Here is a 15,654-nt window from a genome sequence, read left to right on the forward strand (position 1 = left end):
GAACATGGCAAGAGAATTCTCTTTAGAACATACTCGTAATATCGGTATCATGGCACACATCGATGCTGGTAAAACGACAACTACAGAACGTATCTTATACTACACTGGACGTATTCATAAAATTGGAGAAACTCACGATGGTGCTTCTCAAATGGACTGGATGGCTCAAGAACAAGAACGTGGGATTACAATCACTTCAGCTGCAACAACAGCTGCTTGGAATGGTCACCGTGTAAATATTATCGATACACCAGGTCACGTAGACTTCACAGTAGAAGTTGAACGTTCATTACGTGTATTAGATGGAGCTGTAGCTGTATTAGATGCACAGTCAGGGGTTGAGCCTCAAACTGAAACAGTTTGGCGCCAAGCAACTACTTACGGAGTTCCACGTGTTGTATTCGTTAATAAAATGGATAAAACAGGTGCAGATTTCTTATACTCTGTAAAAACTTTACACGATCGTTTAGGAGCTAATGCTCTTCCAATTCAATTACCAATCGGTGCTGAAGATAACTTCGAAGGTATCATTGACTTAGTTGAAATGAAACAATATATGTACACTAATGATTTAGGTACAGATATCCAAGTTGGAGAAATCGATGCTGCTCACTTAGAAGATGCTGAAATGTATCGTGATCAATTAATTGAAGCTGTTTCTAACTTAGATGAAGAATTAATGATGAAATACTTAGAAGGTGAAGAAATTTCAATCGAAGAATTAAAAGCTGCGATTCGTCGTGCTACAATCAACGTTGAATTATTCCCTGTATTATGTGGTTCAGCATTCAAAAATAAAGGTGTTCAGTTAATGTTAGACGCTGTAATTGACTACTTACCAGCTCCAACTGATATTCCTTCAATTAAAGGAACATTAGAAGATGGTACAGAAGTTGAGCGTCATGCTGCTGATGAAGAACCATTTGCGGCTTTAGCATTCAAAGTTATGACTGACCCATTCGTAGGGAAATTAACATTCTTCCGCGTATATTCAGGAGTATTATCTTCAGGAACTTATGTATTAAACTCAACAAAAGGTAAACGTGAACGTGTTGGACGTTTATTACAAATGCATGCCAACAGCCGTAACGAAATTACTGAATGCTGTGCAGGAGATATCGCTGCTGCAGTAGGTTTAAAAGATACTACAACTGGAGATACTTTATGTGATCCAGATAACGTGGTTATCCTTGAATCTATGGTGTTCCCAGAACCAGTAATCTCTTTATCTGTTGAACCAAAATCAAAAGCTGACCAAGATAAAATGGGTATCGCTTTACAAAAACTTGCTGAAGAGGATCCAACTTTCCGCACTCATACTCATGAGGAAACTGGAGAAACTATCATTGCAGGTATGGGTGAGTTACACTTAGACATTATCGTTGACCGTATGCGTCGTGAATTCAAAGTTGAATGTAACGTAGGTGCTCCTCAAGTTGCTTACCGTGAAACATTCACTCAAGCTGCTGAAGTTGAAGGGAAATTCGTGCGTCAGTCAGGTGGACGTGGACAATACGGACACGTATGGATTAAATTCGAACCACAAGAAGCTGGTGCAGGTTACGAATTCAAAGATGCAGTTGTTGGTGGGGTTGTACCTCGTGAATACATCGGTTCAGTTGACGCTGGATTAAAAGATGCTTTACAAACTGGTCAATTATCTGGATTCCCAGTAGTTGATATTAAAGCAACTTTATTCGATGGATCATACCATGATGTCGATTCAAGTGAAATGGCATACAAAATTGCTGCATCTATGGCATTAAAAAATGCTTATGAAAAATGTAAACCAGTTCTTTTAGAGCCAGTTATGAAAGTTGAAGTTGTTATCCCAGATGAGTACTTAGGAGACGTAATGGGTGATATTACTTCACGTCGTGGACGTTTAGATGGTATGGAAGCACGCGGAAACGCTCAAGTAATTCGCGCATTCGTTCCATTATCAGAAATGTTCGGATATGCAACAGCATTACGTTCTAATACACAAGGACGTGGTAACTACTCAATGGAAATGGATCATTATGAACAAGTTCCAAAATCAATCGCTGATGAAGTCATCAAAAAACATAGAGGATAATCTAAGTTAATTGATGTTATTCATATAACAACCTCTAATAAGAATTTCTTGCATTCTTATTAGGGGTATTGTAAAATAAAAATTGTTAAATACAAAAAATGTATTACAAAGGAGGATATTAGCAATGGCTAAAGCTAAATTCGAACGTACTAAACCGCATGTTAACATCGGTACAATCGGTCACGTTGACCACGGAAAAACTACATTAACAGCTGCTATCACAACTGTATTATCTAAATCAGGTAAAGCAGAAGCTCGCGCTTACGATCAAATCGATGGTGCTCCAGAAGAGCGTGAACGTGGAATCACTATCTCAACTGCACACGTTGAGTATGAAACAGATGCACGTCACTACGCACACGTTGACTGCCCAGGACATGCTGACTACGTTAAAAACATGATCACTGGTGCTGCTCAAATGGACGGTGGTATCTTAGTAGTATCTGCTGCTGACGGACCAATGCCTCAAACTCGTGAGCACATCTTATTATCTCGCCAAGTTGGTGTACCTCGTTTAGTTGTTTTCTTAAACAAATGTGACATGGTAGACGATGAAGAATTATTAGAATTAGTTGAAATGGAAGTTCGTGACTTATTATCTGAGTACGATTTCCCAGGTGACGAAGTTCCAGTAATCCACGGTTCTGCTTTATTAGCATTACAAGGACAACCTGAATGGGAAGCTAAAATCAACGAATTAATGGCTGCTGTAGATGAGTACATCCCAACTCCAGCTCGTCAAACTGACTTACCATTCTTAATGCCAGTAGAGGACGTATTCTCAATCACTGGACGTGGTATAGTTGCTACAGGACGTGTTGAACGTGGTGTAGTTAAAGTTGGTGACGTTGTTGAAATCATCGGTTACCATGATACAAAATCAACTACTGTAACAGGTGTTGAAATGTTCCGTAAATTATTAGACCAAGCTGAAGCTGGAGATAACATCGGAGCTTTATTACGTGGTGTTTCTCGTGAAGAAATTCAACGTGGACAAGTATTAGCTAAACCAGGATCAGTAAAACCTCATACAAAATTCACTTCTGAGGTTTACGTATTATCTAAAGAAGAAGGTGGACGTCATACTCCATTCTTCGGAAACTACCGTCCTCAATTCTACTTCCGTACAACTGACGTAACTGGAGTTATCCAATTACCAGAAGGTGTAGAAATGGTTATGCCAGGTGACAACGTAGCAATGACTGTAGAATTAATCGCTCCTATCGCTGTTGAAAAAGGAACTAAATTCTCAATCCGCGAAGGTGGACGTACAGTTGGTGCTGGTTCAGTAGTAGATATCTTAGAATAGTCTATACTTTGAATCTTATAGTCCTAGAGTTAATCTCTAGGACTTTTTTTGTTTAAAATAAGAAAAAATATTACCATGGTGATGTGTAAATATATACTTAAAGTTGTGTAATTCTAAATATAGTTGGACTAGAATAGTTGTTAAAATAAAATAGAAAAATTTACTTGTTATAATTGTTTGATTGTTTGTAAGAGATATGTTAAATTTGAATACGTAAATTATTATCGAATGCTAAACCATAAGTGGAATTTCTATTAAATATTAAAAATAAATATTTTATGACAAAAAGCAAAAAAATATTTGCATTTGTTTTAATAATCATGTATAATGGATATGTTGACTTCAGCGTTGAACCGAAAGGTTGCTGACACACCCGGCCGATTTGCCATGGCAAAGTGTCAGGGAATTTTCGTGGAGCTAGTCTATTCCTAAAATAGGCGAAGGGAGGAATAAAAATGGCAAAACAAAAAATCAGAATTCGTTTAAAAGCTTATGATCACAGAATTTTAGATCAATCAGCAGAAAAAATCGTTGAAAGTGCTAAAAAAACAGGTGCTAAAGTAGCAGGTCCAATCCCTCTACCAACTGAAAAGCAAGTTTATACGATCTTACGTGCGGTACATAAGTACAAAGATTCTCGTGAGCAATTCGAAATGCGCACTCACAAACGTCTGATTGACATTGTTGAACCAACACCACAAACAGTTGATTCATTAATGCGTTTAGACTTACCATCTGGTGTAGACATCGAAATCAAATTATAATATATAAACGAAATAGGAGGTGTAACTCATGGCCAAAGGAATCTTAGGTAGAAAAATTGGTATGACTCAAATTTTCTCTGAAGAAGGGAAATTAATCCCTGTAACTGTTGTTCAAGCAACACCTAACGTTGTTTTACAAGTTAAAACAAATGAAACTGACGGATACGAAGCTGTTCAAGTAGGTTTCGAAACTAAGCGTGAAAAATTAGCTAACAAACCTGAAATGGGACATGTTGCTAAAGCTGAAACAGCGCCTAAGCGCTTCATTCGTGAATTCCGTAACTTAGACGTAGCGGAATATCAAGTTGGTCAAGAGATCAAAGTTGACACTTTTGCTGAAGGTGAAATTGTTGACGTAACTGGGAAAACAAAAGGTAAAGGATTCCAAGGTGTTATTAAACGTCATGGACAATCTCGCGGACCTATGGCCCACGGTTCTCGTTACCATCGTCGCCCAGGTTCAATGGGATCGATTGCTGCTAACCGCGTTTTAAAAGGTAAAAAATTACCTGGACAAACTGGTGGAAACATCGTGACTGTTCAAAACCTTGAAATTGTTAAAGTTGATACAGAACGTAACGTTTTATTAATCAAAGGAAATGTACCAGGAGCTAAAAAATCTTTAGTTATGGTTCGTTCTGCTGTTAAAGCAAAATAAGTTTAGTACAGTAGGAAAGGAGGATTCATAATGCCACAAGTAGCATTATATAACCAACAAGGTGCTCAAGTTGGAGAAATCGTTTTAAACGAAGCAATCTTCGGTATTGAGCCTCATAAACAAGCAATGTTCGATGCTGTAATTATGCAACGTGCATCAATGCGTCAAGGAACTCACAAAACTAAAACTCGTACTGAGGTACGTGGTGGTGGACGTAAACCTTGGAAACAAAAAGGTACTGGACGTGCTCGTCAAGGATCTATTCGTGCACCTCAATGGCGTGGTGGAGGAATCGTATTCGGACCAGTTCCACGTAGCTATGCATATAAATTAAACAAAAAAGTTCGTCGCTTAGCTTTAAAATCTGCGTTAGCAACTAAAGTAGTTGAAAATGAAATCGTAGTTTTAGATCAATTAGTGTTCGAAGCTCCAAAAACAAAACAAATGATCAATGTTTTAGGTGCGTTAAATGTTACATCTAAAGCGTTAGTTGTTACTGCTGAGGAAAATGCTGCAGTTGAATTATCAACTCGTAACATCCCAGGTGTTAAAGTTTTAACAGTAAGCCAATTAAACGTATTAGATCTTTTAGATGCAACTAAGTTAGTTATTACTCAAGATGCAGTTAAAAAGATTGAGGAGGTGCTTGCATAATGAAAGATGCTAGAGATATCGTTAAGCGCCCAATTATCACTGAAAAATCTTATGATTTAATGAACGAAGGTAAATTCACTTTCGAAGTTGATAAAAAAGCAAACAAAATCGAAGTTAAACAAGCTTGTGAAGCTTTATTCAATGTAAAAGTTGAAAAAGTAAACATCGTTAACGTTCGTCCTAAAAAACGTCGCGTTGGACGTTATGAAGGATTCAAGCCTTCAATGAAAAAAGCTATTGTAACATTAGCTGAAGGACAAACTATCGAAAAGTTTGAAGTATAATAATTAGCAAAAGGAGGGAACAAGATGCCTGTTAAAAAGTATAAACCAACCACTAATGGTCGTCGTAACATGTCAGTTTTATCATTTGACGAAATTACGACTAATCAACCAGAGAAATCATTATTAGCTCCTTTAAGCAAAAAAGCAGGGCGTAATAATCACGGTCAAATTACAGTGCGTCATCACGGTGGTGGACACAAACGTAAATACCGTATCATCGACTTTAAACGTACAAAAGACGGTATTCCAGGACGTGTTGCTACAATCGAATACGATCCAAACCGTTCAGCAAATATCGCATTAATCAACTATGCTGATGGGGAAAAACGATACATTATCGCTCCAAAAGGATTAAAAGTTGGAATGCAAATTGAATCTGGTGCTAATGCAGATATCAAAGTTGGTAATGCTTTACCAATCATGAGTATCCCAGTTGGTACATTAATTCATAATATCGAATTAAAACCTGGTAAAGGTGGACAATTAGTACGTTCAGCAGGGACTTCTGCCCAAATTTTAGGGCGTGAAGAGCGTTACGTATTAGTTCGTTTAGCTTCTGGTGAAGTTCGTAAAGTATTAGGAACTTGCCGTGCAACTATCGGTGAAGTAGGAAATGCTGACCACGAATTAGTTAACATCGGTAAAGCAGGTCGTACACGTTGGTTAGGTAAACGTCCAACTGTTCGCGGATCTGTAATGAACCCTAATGACCATCCACACGGTGGTGGGGAAGGACGTACTCCAATCGGACGTAAATCTCCAGTTACACCTTGGGGTAAACCAGCTCTTGGTTTAAAAACTCGTAATAAGAAAAAAGCATCAAGTAAATTAATTGTTCGCGGACGCAACAAATAATATAAAAAAATGCTAAATGTTCGAAAGGAGGAAATTTAGAATGGGACGTAGTTTAAAAAAGGGACCTTTCTGTGACGATCATTTAATGAAAAAAGTCGAAGCTGCTAATGCAAACGGAGACAAAAAAATCATTCAAACATGGTCACGTCGTTCAACAATTTTCCCACAGTTTGTAGGACATACAATCGCTGTTTATGATGGACGTAAACATGTTCCTGTATATGTAACAGAAGATATGGTAGGACACAAATTAGGTGAATTCGCACCAACTCGTACATATAAAGGACACATTAAAGAAGATAAAAAAACTAGACGTTAATATTGAGAGGAGGACATGGCTATGGAAGCTAAAGCTATGGCTAGAACAGTTCGCATCGCTCCTCGTAAAGCACGCTTAGTGATTGATTTAATTCGAGGAAAACAAGTTGGCGAAGCATATGCAATTTTAAAACACACTCCAAAAGCGGCATCTCCGATTGTGGAAAAAGTTTTAAAATCAGCTATCGCGAATGCTGAACACAATTTAAACTTAGATATTAATTCATTATATGTTAAAGAAGCATATGTGAATGAAGGAACAACATTAAAACGATTCCGTCCACGTGCACAAGGTCGTGCATCACAAATCAATAAAAGAACATCACATATCACTATCGTGGTTGCTGAAAGAAAATAATTAAAGGAGGGATACGAAGTGGGTCAAAAAGTTAGTCCAATTGGTTTACGTGTTGGTGTAATCCGTGACTGGGATGCTCGTTGGTATGCAAATGATAAAGACTTTGCTACTTTATTACACGAGGATTTAAAAATCCGTGATTTCATTAATAACAAATTCAAAAAAGCTTCGGTATCACGCGTTGAAATTGAACGTGCTAAAAACCGTGTTAATATTATCGTTCATACGGCTAAACCAGGTATGGTAATCGGTCGTGGTGGATCAGAAAAAGATGCAGCAGTTGCTCAATTAGAAAAAATGACAGGTAAACGTGTTTTCATCCGTATCGTTGAAATCAAACGCCCTGAAGTTGATGCTCAATTAGTTGCAAACTCTATCGCAGAACAATTAGAAAATCGTGCTTCTTTCCGTCGTGTACAAAAAGTTGCAATCCAACGTGCTATTAAATTTGGTGCAAAAGGAATTAAAACTCAAGTTTCAGGACGTTTAGGTGGAGCAGATATGGCTCGTGCTGAAGGATATAGTGAAGGAAATGTTCCTTTACATACATTACGTGCTGATATCGATTACGCTACAGCTGAAGCAGATACAACATACGGTAAATTAGGTGTTAAAGTATGGATCTATAAAGGAGAAGTATTACCTACTAAAAACCGTCAAGTAAAGGAGGGTAAATAATATGTTAGTACCTAAACGTACGAAATATCGTCGCCCTCACCGTTTGTCATATGAAGGACAAGCAAAAGGTGGAACAACAGTAGTATTCGGTGAGTACGGAATTCAAGCTACAACTGGTGCTTGGGTAACTAACCGCCAAATCGAGGCAGCTCGTATTGCCATGACTCGTTACATGAAACGTAATGGTCGTGTATGGATTAAAATCTTCCCTCATCAAGCTAAAACTGCTAAACCATTAGAAGTCCGCATGGGATCAGGTAAAGGGGCACCAGACGGATGGGTAGCAGTAGTTAAACCAGGGAAAGTTATGTTTGAAATTGGTGGAGTATCTGAAGAGATCGCTCGCGAAGCATTACGTTTAGCTTCTCATAAATTACCAGTTCAAACTAAATTCGTAAAACGTGTAGACGGTGGTGATAGTAATGAATGCTAAGGAAATCCGTAATTTAACCACTACAGAAATCGAAGCTAAAATTAACGAATTAAAAGATGAGTTATTCAACCTTCGTTTCCAATTAGCTACAGGACAATTAGAAAACACTGGTCGTATTCGTGAAGTACGTAAAGGTATTGCACGTATGAAAACGATCATTAGCGAACGCGAAAATAACAAATAATGAGCTTGAGAGGAGGTTCAATTATGGAACGTACTAAAAAAACTTTTTCTGGACGTGTAGTTTCAGATAAAACAGATAAAACAATTACAGTACTTATCGAATCTTACAAAGTACATCCTCTATACGGTAAACGAGTTAAATATTCAAAAAAATATGCAGCTCATGACGAATTAAATGAAGCACAAGTTGGAGATTTAGTTCGCATCGAAGAATGTCGTCCTATGTCAAAAACTAAAAAATTCCGTTTAGTTGAAATTGTTGAAAAAGCAGTTATTATTTAATTTTATTTATATTTAGTTTACTGGAGTCTTGAAAGGAGGTCCAATCATGATTCAACAAGAAACACGTTTAAGAGTTGCTGATAACTCTGGTGCAAAGGAATTATTAGCAATTAAAATTTTAGGTGGTTCTCACAAAAAAACTGGTAACATCGGTGATGTTATTGTTGCTACAGTTAAGTCAGCAGCGCCAGGTGGAGTTGTAAAAAAAGGTGATGTAGTTAAAGCAGTAATCGTCCGTACGAAAACTGGAGCTCGTCGTGCTGATGGATCATATATTAAATTTGATGAAAATGCAGCAGTTATTATTAAAGACGATAAATCTCCACGTGGTACTCGTATCTTCGGACCAGTAGCTCGTGAATTACGCGATAAAGAATTTATGCGTATTGTTTCATTAGCTCCAGAAGTTCTTTAATTAACACTTAATCCGTAAGATTAGGAGGTGCACATTATGCATATTAAAACTGGAGATAAAGTAGTAGTTATTTCAGGTAAAGATAAAGGTAAAGAAGGTGTTGTTCTTTCAGCTCAACCATCAACTAACAAAGTAACTGTTGAAGGTGTGAATGTTGTTAAGAAACACGTACGTCCTTCTCAAATGAACCCAGATGGTGGTATTGTTGAATTTGAAGCACCAATCCATGCATCTAACGTAATGATCGTAGATCCAAAGAGTGGAAAACCAACACGCGTAGGATTTAAATTCGTTGACGGTAAAAAAGTACGCTTCGCTAAAAAATCTGGTGAAGTTTTATAATAAAGTTTAACAACGAAGGGAGGTAAACCTACATGAATCGTTTACGTCAAAAATATGAAAATGAAATTAAAAACTCAATGGTTGAAAAATTCGGTTATAAATCAGTAATGGAAATTCCTAATATTGATAAAATCGTAATCAACATGGGTATCGGAGAAGCTGTAAGCAACTCTAAAGTATTAGATGAGGCTGTTGCTGAATTAGCGTTAATCACTGGTCAAAAACCAGTTGTTACACGTGCTAAAAAATCAATCGCTGGATTCCGTCTACGTGAAGGAATGCCAATCGGATGTAAAGTTACATTACGTGGTGAGCGTATGTATGATTTCTTAGATAAATTAGTATCAATCTCGTTACCTCGTGTACGTGACTTCCGCGGTGTTTCTAAAAAATCGTTTGATGGACGTGGAAACTATACATTAGGTGTTAAAGAACAATTAATTTTCCCTGAAATCGATTTTGATAAAGTAAGTAAAGTTCGCGGAATGGATATCGTTGTAGTTACAACTGCTAACACAGATGAAGAAGCTCGTGAGTTGTTAACTCAATTAGGGATGCCATTTCAAAAATAATTGATGAAAGGAGGCGTCAATCATGGCTAAAAAATCTATGATTATCAAACAACAGCGTAAACAAAAATTCGAAGTACGTGAATATACACGTTGCGAGCGTTGTGGTCGTCCACACTCTGTCTTACGCAAATTCAAATTATGCCGTATTTGCTTCCGTGAATTAGCATATAAAGGACAAATTCCAGGTGTTAAAAAAGCAAGCTGGTAATAAACTTAATTCTCTATAAACGGGAAGGAGGAAAAATAAATGGTAATGACAGATCCAATTGCAGATATGTTAACACGTATTCGTAACGCAAACCAAATGCGTCATGAAGTGGTTGAGATGCCAGCTTCAAAAATGAAACGTGAAGTATTAGAATTATTAAAGCGTGAAGGTTTCGTTCGCGATGTAGAATATATTGAAGATAATAAACAAGGTGTTTTACGTGTTGCTTTAAAATACGGTAAAAACAACGAACGTGTTATCACAGGATTAAAACGTATCTCTAAACCAGGTTTACGTGTATACGTTAAAAATACAGAGGTTCCTAAAGTATTAAATGGATTAGGTATCGCTATCCTTTCTACTTCTAAAGGAATCATGACTGATAAAGAAGCTCGTCAACAACAAGTTGGTGGAGAAGTATTAGCATACGTTTGGTAATAACAAAGACAGGAGGTGTACATTAATGTCTCGTATTGGTAATAAACCAGTAGCATTACCTTCTGGTGTTGAAGTAATTGTTGCTGAAAATAACTTAGTTACTGTAAAAGGACCTAAAGGGGAACTTACACGTACATTTAACTCAAACATGCAATTTAATGTTGAAGGGAACGAAGTAACTGTAGTTCGTCCTGACGATCAAAAAACTAATAAAATGTTACACGGAACAACTCGTGCTTTATTAAATAACATGGTTGTTGGTGTTTCAGAAGGATTCACTCGTGAATTAGAAATTATCGGGGTTGGATACCGTGCTCAAAAACAAGGAGAAAAACTTGTATTAAGTGCTGGATATTCTCACCCAGTAGAAATGGAAGCACCAGCAGGTGTGACTGTTGAAGTACCTAACAATACAACTGTAGTTGTTAAAGGTATCGATAAACAAGTAGTTGGAGAATTCGCAGCTAATATCCGTGCGGTACGTGCTCCAGAACCTTATAAAGGAAAAGGTATCCGTTATAAAGGTGAACAAGTACGCCGTAAAGAAGGTAAAAAAGCTAAAAAATAATTCGAAAGGGGTGGCCTGAATGATTAAGAAAGTATCACGTAATGAGTTACGTAAACAAAGACATTATCGTGTACGTGCTAAAGTTACAGGAACTGCAGAGCGCCCACGCTTAAATGTTTTCCGCTCTAGCAAACACATTTATGCGCAAATCATTGACGATGTAACTGGTACTACATTAGTTAGTGCATCAACTTTAGATAAAGATTTAAATATCGCTTCTACAGGAAATGTTGAAGCAGCTAAAGCAGTTGGAGCAGCAGTTGCAAAACGCGCTTCAGAAAAAAATATCACAGCAGTTGTTTTCGACCGTGGAGGATATATCTATCACGGACGTGTTGCAGCATTAGCTGAAGCAGCTCGTGAAAATGGATTACAATTCTAATTTAGAAGGAGGGACAAAGATGCGTCAAATCATTGACCCTAGTAACTTAACACTTGAAGAACGTGTTGTTACTATTAATCGTGTAACAAAAGTAGTTAAAGGTGGACGTCGTTTCCGTTTTGCTGCTCTAGTTGTTGTCGGTGACAAAAATGGTCACGTAGGTTTCGGTACTGGTAAAGCTCAAGAAGTACCAGAAGCAATTAAAAAAGCAGTTGAAAGTGCTAAAAAGAACTTAATCTATGTACCTATCGTTGGAACTACAATTCCTCACCAAATCACTGGTGAATTCGGTTCAGGTAGCGTATTATTAAAACCTGCTTCTGCCGGTACTGGAGTTATCGCTGGTGGACCTGTACGTAACGTATTAGAGTTAGCTGGAGTACAAGATATCCTATCAAAATCTTTAGGATCTAACACACCAATCAACATGGTGCGTGCAACAATCAACGGTTTAGAAAATTTAAAAACAGTTGAACGTGTAGCTGAATTACGCGGTAAAACTGTTGAAGAAATCTTAGGATAAGGAGGGAACTCCAATGGCTAAAGAATTACACATTACTTTAACACGTAGTGTAATCGGTCAAAATGAATCTCAACGTGCAACAGTTCAAGCTCTTGGTTTACGTAAAATGAATCAAACAGTTGTTAAAGCTGACAACGTAGCTGTTCGCGGTATGATTAATAAAGTATCTCATTTAGTGACTGTAGAAGAGAAATAATCAAAGGAGGTGACTTTCGGTGAAATTACATGAGTTAACTTATACTGAAGGGTCTCGTAAAGATAGAAAACGTATCGGTCGTGGTCACGGTTCTGGTCAAGGTAAAACTGCAGGTAAAGGACACAAAGGACAAAACGCTCGTTCAGGTGGTGGAGTTCGTATCGGATTCGAAGGTGGTCAAACTCCTTTATTCCGTCGTTTACCAAAACGTGGATTTACAAACATTAACCGTAAAGAGTACGCTATCGTTAATTTAGATCAATTAAATAAATTCGAAGACGGAACAATTGTTACTGCAGAACTTTTATTAGAAACTGGAGTAATCAAAAAATTACATTCTGGGGTTAAAGTTTTAGGACAAGGACAATTAGAGAAGAAATTAACTGTTAAAGCAGCTAAATTCTCAAAAACAGCAGAAGAACGTATTGGAGCTCTAGGTGGATCAATCGAGGTGGTATAATGGCTACTTTCAGTAAAATATGGAAGAACGCTGATTTACGAAAAAGGATTCTATTTACGTTAATGATTTTTATCGTTTATCGTTTAGGATCTTATATTCCTGTGCCAACCATCAACACTTCTGTGTTAGAAGCCTCTGCTCAAACTCCTATGCTTGGGTTTATTGATACATTAAGTGGAGGGGCATTAAAACGATTTTCATTGTTTGCAATGTCTATCTCTCCTTATATTACTGCATCAATTATTATTCAGTTGCTTCAAATGGATGTTATCCCTATTTTGTCTGAATGGGCAAAAGAAGGTGAAACTGGTAAGCGTAAGTTAAATCAATTAACACGCTATGTCACGTTAGTACTTGCCTTTGTACAAGCTATTACAATGGCAATTGGTTTCGACTTAATGTATGGAGGAGTTTTATTAGAAAGTCATTCTATTTTAACTTATCTATATATCGCTCTAACGATGACAGCAGGTACTGCTGTTATGATTTTCCTTGCTGATCAAATAACTAGCAAGGGAATTGGTAATGGTACATCAATGATTATCGTGGCAGGTATTTTATCTCGTGTTCCATATATGCTAAACGATTTATACACGAAATACTTGGTAAATATAACACTTTCAAATGTATTAGCATTTATTTCAGTGCTTGCACTATTGCTTTTAACAATTATTGCTGTTATATATTTACAAAGCGCAACTAGAAAATTACCAATTCAATATGCAAATAGACATAATTCAGCTCAGTTATCAGGACGAAAAGATTCATTTATCCCATTGAAGTTAAATTCAGCAGGTGTAATTCCAGTAATCTTCTCGGTTTCATTAGTGAGTTTACCGTTAACTGTAGTATCGTTTCTTCCTGAATCAGGAGTTACGAAATGGATTACAACAATTTTTGACTACACACAACCAATTGGATTTATTTTATATGTTGTATTAATCGTTGCTTTCACTTACTTCTACGCTTTCGTACAAGTAAGTCCTGAAAAAGTGGCTGAAAACCTTAAAAAACAAGGATCTTATATTCCAGGCGTTCGTCCGGGTGCGGATACTGAAGAATATCTATCTAAAGTATTATCACGTATCACTTTTATTGGAGCTATTTATCTAGTTGTTATTGCGGGTCTACCAATCTTATTTGGCGCAATCACTGATTTACCTAGTAGTGTAGAAATTGGTGGTACTAGCTTACTGATTGTTGTAGGAGTTGCAATTGAAACTGCTAAGCAAATCCAAACAAAAACAATGGATCAAAAATATAGAGGATTCATCAAATAATCGAGGTGATATGATGAAAATCGTATTTATGGGGCCTCCAGGTGCTGGTAAAGGTACTCAAGCAGAAAAAATTATTGAAACTTATCAAATTCCACATATCTCAACTGGTGATATGTTTAGGAAAGCGATAAAAGACCAAACTGAATTAGGTATGGAAGCTAAACGTTACATGGATCAAGGTGCACTTGTACCTGACCATGTTACAATTGGTATAGTAAAGGATCGCTTGTCTGAATCAGATTGCAAGTCGGGATTCCTGTTAGATGGTTTTCCACGAACAGTAGATCAGGCAAAAGCCTTAGATGAAATACTGACTTCGCTTGATTCAAAGATTGATTATGTAATTAATATTGATGTTGATTTAAATATTCTTAAAGAGCGCTTAACAGGACGTCGTATTTGTCGTTCTTGTGGAGCAACTTATCATAAAATCTTCAATCCATCTGCAGTTGAGGGTGTTTGCGACAAATGTGGTGGCGAATTATATCAACGTAAAGATGATAATGAAGAAACGGTTGGTAATCGCTTAGATGTTTACGTTAATCAAACTAAACCATTATTAGATTATTACTCTTTAGCAGGAAATCTTGTTAATATTAATGGTCAGCAATCAATTGATCTTGTATTTGAAGAGATTCAAAACGTACTCGGAGGCAATAATTAATGATTATTTGTAAGACTCCACGCGAAATTGAAATTATGCGAGAAGCTGGGCGTATTGTTGCTTTGGCTCATCATGAGGTCCAAAAACACATTAAACCTGGCGTAACAACAAAACATTTAGATAAAATTGTTGAGGATGTTATTCGCAGTCAAGGCGCTATACCTTCTTTTAAAGGTTATCATGGATTCCCTGCAAGTATTTGTGCATCAGTTAATGATGAGCTTGTACATGGTATACCAGGAAATCGTGTACTAAAAGAAGGAGATATTATCTCAATTGACATTGGTGCAAAATATAATGGATACCACGGAGATTCAGCTTGGACTTATCCAGTTGGTAAAATCTCAGATGAAGCTCAACATTTACTTGATGTTACAAAAGAATCATTATTTATCGGTTTAGAATTTGCAAAAGCGAATAATCGTTTATCTGATATTTCTCATGCGATTCAAACGTATGTAGAATCTCATAATTATTCAATTGTTCGTGAGTATGCGGGTCATGGTGTCGGTCAAGATCTCCATGAAGATCCTTCTATTCCACATTACGGACCTCCAGGACGAGGACCAAGATTGAAAACAGGTATGACTTTAGCTATTGAACCTATGGTTAATTTTGGTGAGAGATACGTTCGTACTCTTGCTGATAATTGGACTGTAGTAACAAGAGATAAGAGTATCTGTGCTCATTTTGAACATACTGTTGTCATCACTGACGATGGATATGAAATATTAACTAAGTTATAAAGATAAG

The 15,654-nt window shown here is 37.0% G+C and carries 26 protein-coding genes; all 26 read left to right on the forward strand.

Features of this window, described 5'->3' with window-relative positions:
• Nucleotides 1–4: 4 nt before the first annotated feature.
• The 26 genes from fusA (at nt 5) to map (ending at nt 15,647) form a co-directional block, all read left to right on the forward strand.
• Nucleotides 5–2,077, forward strand: coding sequence for an elongation factor G (gene fusA, locus HLK68_RS05530; RefSeq protein ID WP_006784427.1), 2,073 nt, complete (start codon nt 5–7; stop codon nt 2,075–2,077).
• Nucleotides 2,078–2,201: 124 nt separating this feature from the next.
• The gene (gene tuf / locus HLK68_RS05535; protein ID WP_132942678.1) at nt 2,202–3,386 is read left to right on the forward strand and encodes an elongation factor Tu; all 1,185 of its coding nucleotides are present in this window, start codon (nt 2,202–2,204) and stop codon (nt 3,384–3,386) included.
• A 455-nt stretch (nt 3,387–3,841) separates the two neighbouring features.
• Nucleotides 3,842–4,150, forward strand: a complete 309-nt coding sequence (gene rpsJ / locus HLK68_RS05540; RefSeq protein WP_006784429.1) for a 30S ribosomal protein S10 — start codon at nt 3,842–3,844, stop codon at nt 4,148–4,150.
• A 28-nt stretch (nt 4,151–4,178) separates the two neighbouring features.
• Entirely contained in the window at nt 4,179–4,808 is a 630-nt protein-coding gene (rplC, locus tag HLK68_RS05545; RefSeq protein ID WP_006784430.1) for a 50S ribosomal protein L3, read from the forward strand.
• A gap of 30 nt (nt 4,809–4,838) precedes the next feature.
• Entirely contained in the window at nt 4,839–5,462 is a 624-nt protein-coding gene (gene rplD, locus HLK68_RS05550) for a 50S ribosomal protein L4 (protein WP_006784431.1), read from the forward strand.
• The gene (gene rplW, locus HLK68_RS05555) at nt 5,462–5,746 is read left to right on the forward strand and encodes a 50S ribosomal protein L23 (RefSeq protein WP_006784432.1); all 285 of its coding nucleotides are present in this window, start codon (nt 5,462–5,464) and stop codon (nt 5,744–5,746) included. Before rplD ends, rplW begins: the two co-directional genes overlap by 1 nt.
• 24 nt (nt 5,747–5,770) lie before the next feature.
• Nucleotides 5,771–6,601, forward strand: coding sequence for a 50S ribosomal protein L2 (gene rplB, locus HLK68_RS05560; protein ID WP_006784433.1), 831 nt, complete (start codon nt 5,771–5,773; stop codon nt 6,599–6,601).
• A gap of 40 nt (nt 6,602–6,641) precedes the next feature.
• Nucleotides 6,642–6,920, forward strand: coding sequence for a 30S ribosomal protein S19 (rpsS, locus tag HLK68_RS05565; RefSeq protein ID WP_006784434.1), 279 nt, complete (start codon nt 6,642–6,644; stop codon nt 6,918–6,920).
• Between the two features lie 21 nt (nt 6,921–6,941).
• Nucleotides 6,942–7,277, forward strand: coding sequence for a 50S ribosomal protein L22 (gene rplV, locus HLK68_RS05570; RefSeq protein WP_006784435.1), 336 nt, complete (start codon nt 6,942–6,944; stop codon nt 7,275–7,277).
• A gap of 18 nt (nt 7,278–7,295) precedes the next feature.
• Nucleotides 7,296–7,955: a 30S ribosomal protein S3 gene (rpsC, locus tag HLK68_RS05575; RefSeq protein WP_006784436.1), complete on the forward strand. Its 660-nt coding sequence runs from the start codon at nt 7,296–7,298 to the stop codon at nt 7,953–7,955.
• 1 nt (nt 7,956) lies between these two features.
• Nucleotides 7,957–8,388, forward strand: coding sequence for a 50S ribosomal protein L16 (rplP, locus tag HLK68_RS05580; RefSeq protein WP_006784437.1), 432 nt, complete (start codon nt 7,957–7,959; stop codon nt 8,386–8,388).
• Entirely contained in the window at nt 8,378–8,572 is a 195-nt protein-coding gene (gene rpmC / locus HLK68_RS05585; RefSeq protein ID WP_006784438.1) for a 50S ribosomal protein L29, read from the forward strand. Before rplP ends, rpmC begins: the two co-directional genes overlap by 11 nt.
• 23 nt (nt 8,573–8,595) lie before the next feature.
• Nucleotides 8,596–8,853 carry a 30S ribosomal protein S17 gene (rpsQ, locus tag HLK68_RS05590; RefSeq protein WP_006784439.1) on the forward strand — a complete coding sequence of 86 codons (258 nt, stop codon included), beginning with the start codon at nt 8,596–8,598 and terminating at the stop codon, nt 8,851–8,853.
• Nucleotides 8,854–8,899: 46 nt separating this feature from the next.
• Entirely contained in the window at nt 8,900–9,268 is a 369-nt protein-coding gene (gene rplN, locus HLK68_RS05595) for a 50S ribosomal protein L14 (protein WP_006784440.1), read from the forward strand.
• Between the two features lie 36 nt (nt 9,269–9,304).
• Nucleotides 9,305–9,610 carry a 50S ribosomal protein L24 gene (gene rplX / locus HLK68_RS05600; protein WP_006784441.1) on the forward strand — a complete coding sequence of 102 codons (306 nt, stop codon included), beginning with the start codon at nt 9,305–9,307 and terminating at the stop codon, nt 9,608–9,610.
• Between the two features lie 32 nt (nt 9,611–9,642).
• Nucleotides 9,643–10,182 (forward strand): 50S ribosomal protein L5, encoded by a 540-nt coding sequence (gene rplE / locus HLK68_RS05605; protein ID WP_006784442.1) that lies wholly within the window; start codon nt 9,643–9,645, stop codon nt 10,180–10,182.
• A 22-nt stretch (nt 10,183–10,204) separates the two neighbouring features.
• Nucleotides 10,205–10,390 (forward strand): type Z 30S ribosomal protein S14, encoded by a 186-nt coding sequence (locus HLK68_RS05610; protein WP_006784443.1) that lies wholly within the window; start codon nt 10,205–10,207, stop codon nt 10,388–10,390.
• Between the two features lie 39 nt (nt 10,391–10,429).
• Entirely contained in the window at nt 10,430–10,828 is a 399-nt protein-coding gene (rpsH, locus tag HLK68_RS05615) for a 30S ribosomal protein S8 (RefSeq protein ID WP_006784444.1), read from the forward strand.
• Nucleotides 10,829–10,853: 25 nt separating this feature from the next.
• Nucleotides 10,854–11,396, forward strand: a complete 543-nt coding sequence (gene rplF / locus HLK68_RS05620) for a 50S ribosomal protein L6 (protein WP_006784445.1) — start codon at nt 10,854–10,856, stop codon at nt 11,394–11,396.
• Between the two features lie 19 nt (nt 11,397–11,415).
• Nucleotides 11,416–11,778 carry a 50S ribosomal protein L18 gene (gene rplR, locus HLK68_RS05625; RefSeq protein WP_006784446.1) on the forward strand — a complete coding sequence of 121 codons (363 nt, stop codon included), beginning with the start codon at nt 11,416–11,418 and terminating at the stop codon, nt 11,776–11,778.
• 19 nt (nt 11,779–11,797) lie between these two features.
• Nucleotides 11,798–12,301, forward strand: a complete 504-nt coding sequence (rpsE, locus tag HLK68_RS05630) for a 30S ribosomal protein S5 (protein WP_006784447.1) — start codon at nt 11,798–11,800, stop codon at nt 12,299–12,301.
• A gap of 13 nt (nt 12,302–12,314) precedes the next feature.
• Entirely contained in the window at nt 12,315–12,497 is a 183-nt protein-coding gene (rpmD, locus tag HLK68_RS05635; RefSeq protein WP_006784448.1) for a 50S ribosomal protein L30, read from the forward strand.
• A gap of 19 nt (nt 12,498–12,516) precedes the next feature.
• Complete coding sequence (gene rplO, locus HLK68_RS05640) at nt 12,517–12,957, forward strand: 50S ribosomal protein L15 (protein WP_006784449.1); 441 nt, start codon at nt 12,517–12,519, stop codon at nt 12,955–12,957.
• A complete protein-coding gene (gene secY, locus HLK68_RS05645; protein WP_006784450.1) occupies nt 12,957–14,237 on the forward strand; it encodes a preprotein translocase subunit SecY in 1,281 nt (426 codons plus the stop codon). Before rplO ends, secY begins: the two co-directional genes overlap by 1 nt.
• 13 nt (nt 14,238–14,250) lie before the next feature.
• On the forward strand, nt 14,251–14,901 hold the full coding sequence (locus HLK68_RS05650; protein ID WP_006784451.1) for an adenylate kinase: 651 nt from the start codon (nt 14,251–14,253) through the stop codon (nt 14,899–14,901).
• Complete coding sequence (gene map, locus HLK68_RS05655) at nt 14,901–15,647, forward strand: type I methionyl aminopeptidase (protein WP_006784452.1); 747 nt, start codon at nt 14,901–14,903, stop codon at nt 15,645–15,647. Before HLK68_RS05650 ends, map begins: the two co-directional genes overlap by 1 nt.
• The last annotated feature ends 7 nt before the right edge of the window (nt 15,648–15,654 follow it).

The organism is Turicibacter sanguinis (assembly GCF_013046825.1).
GTDB classification, from domain to species: domain Bacteria; phylum Bacillota_I; class Bacilli_A; order MOL361; family Turicibacteraceae; genus Turicibacter; species Turicibacter sanguinis.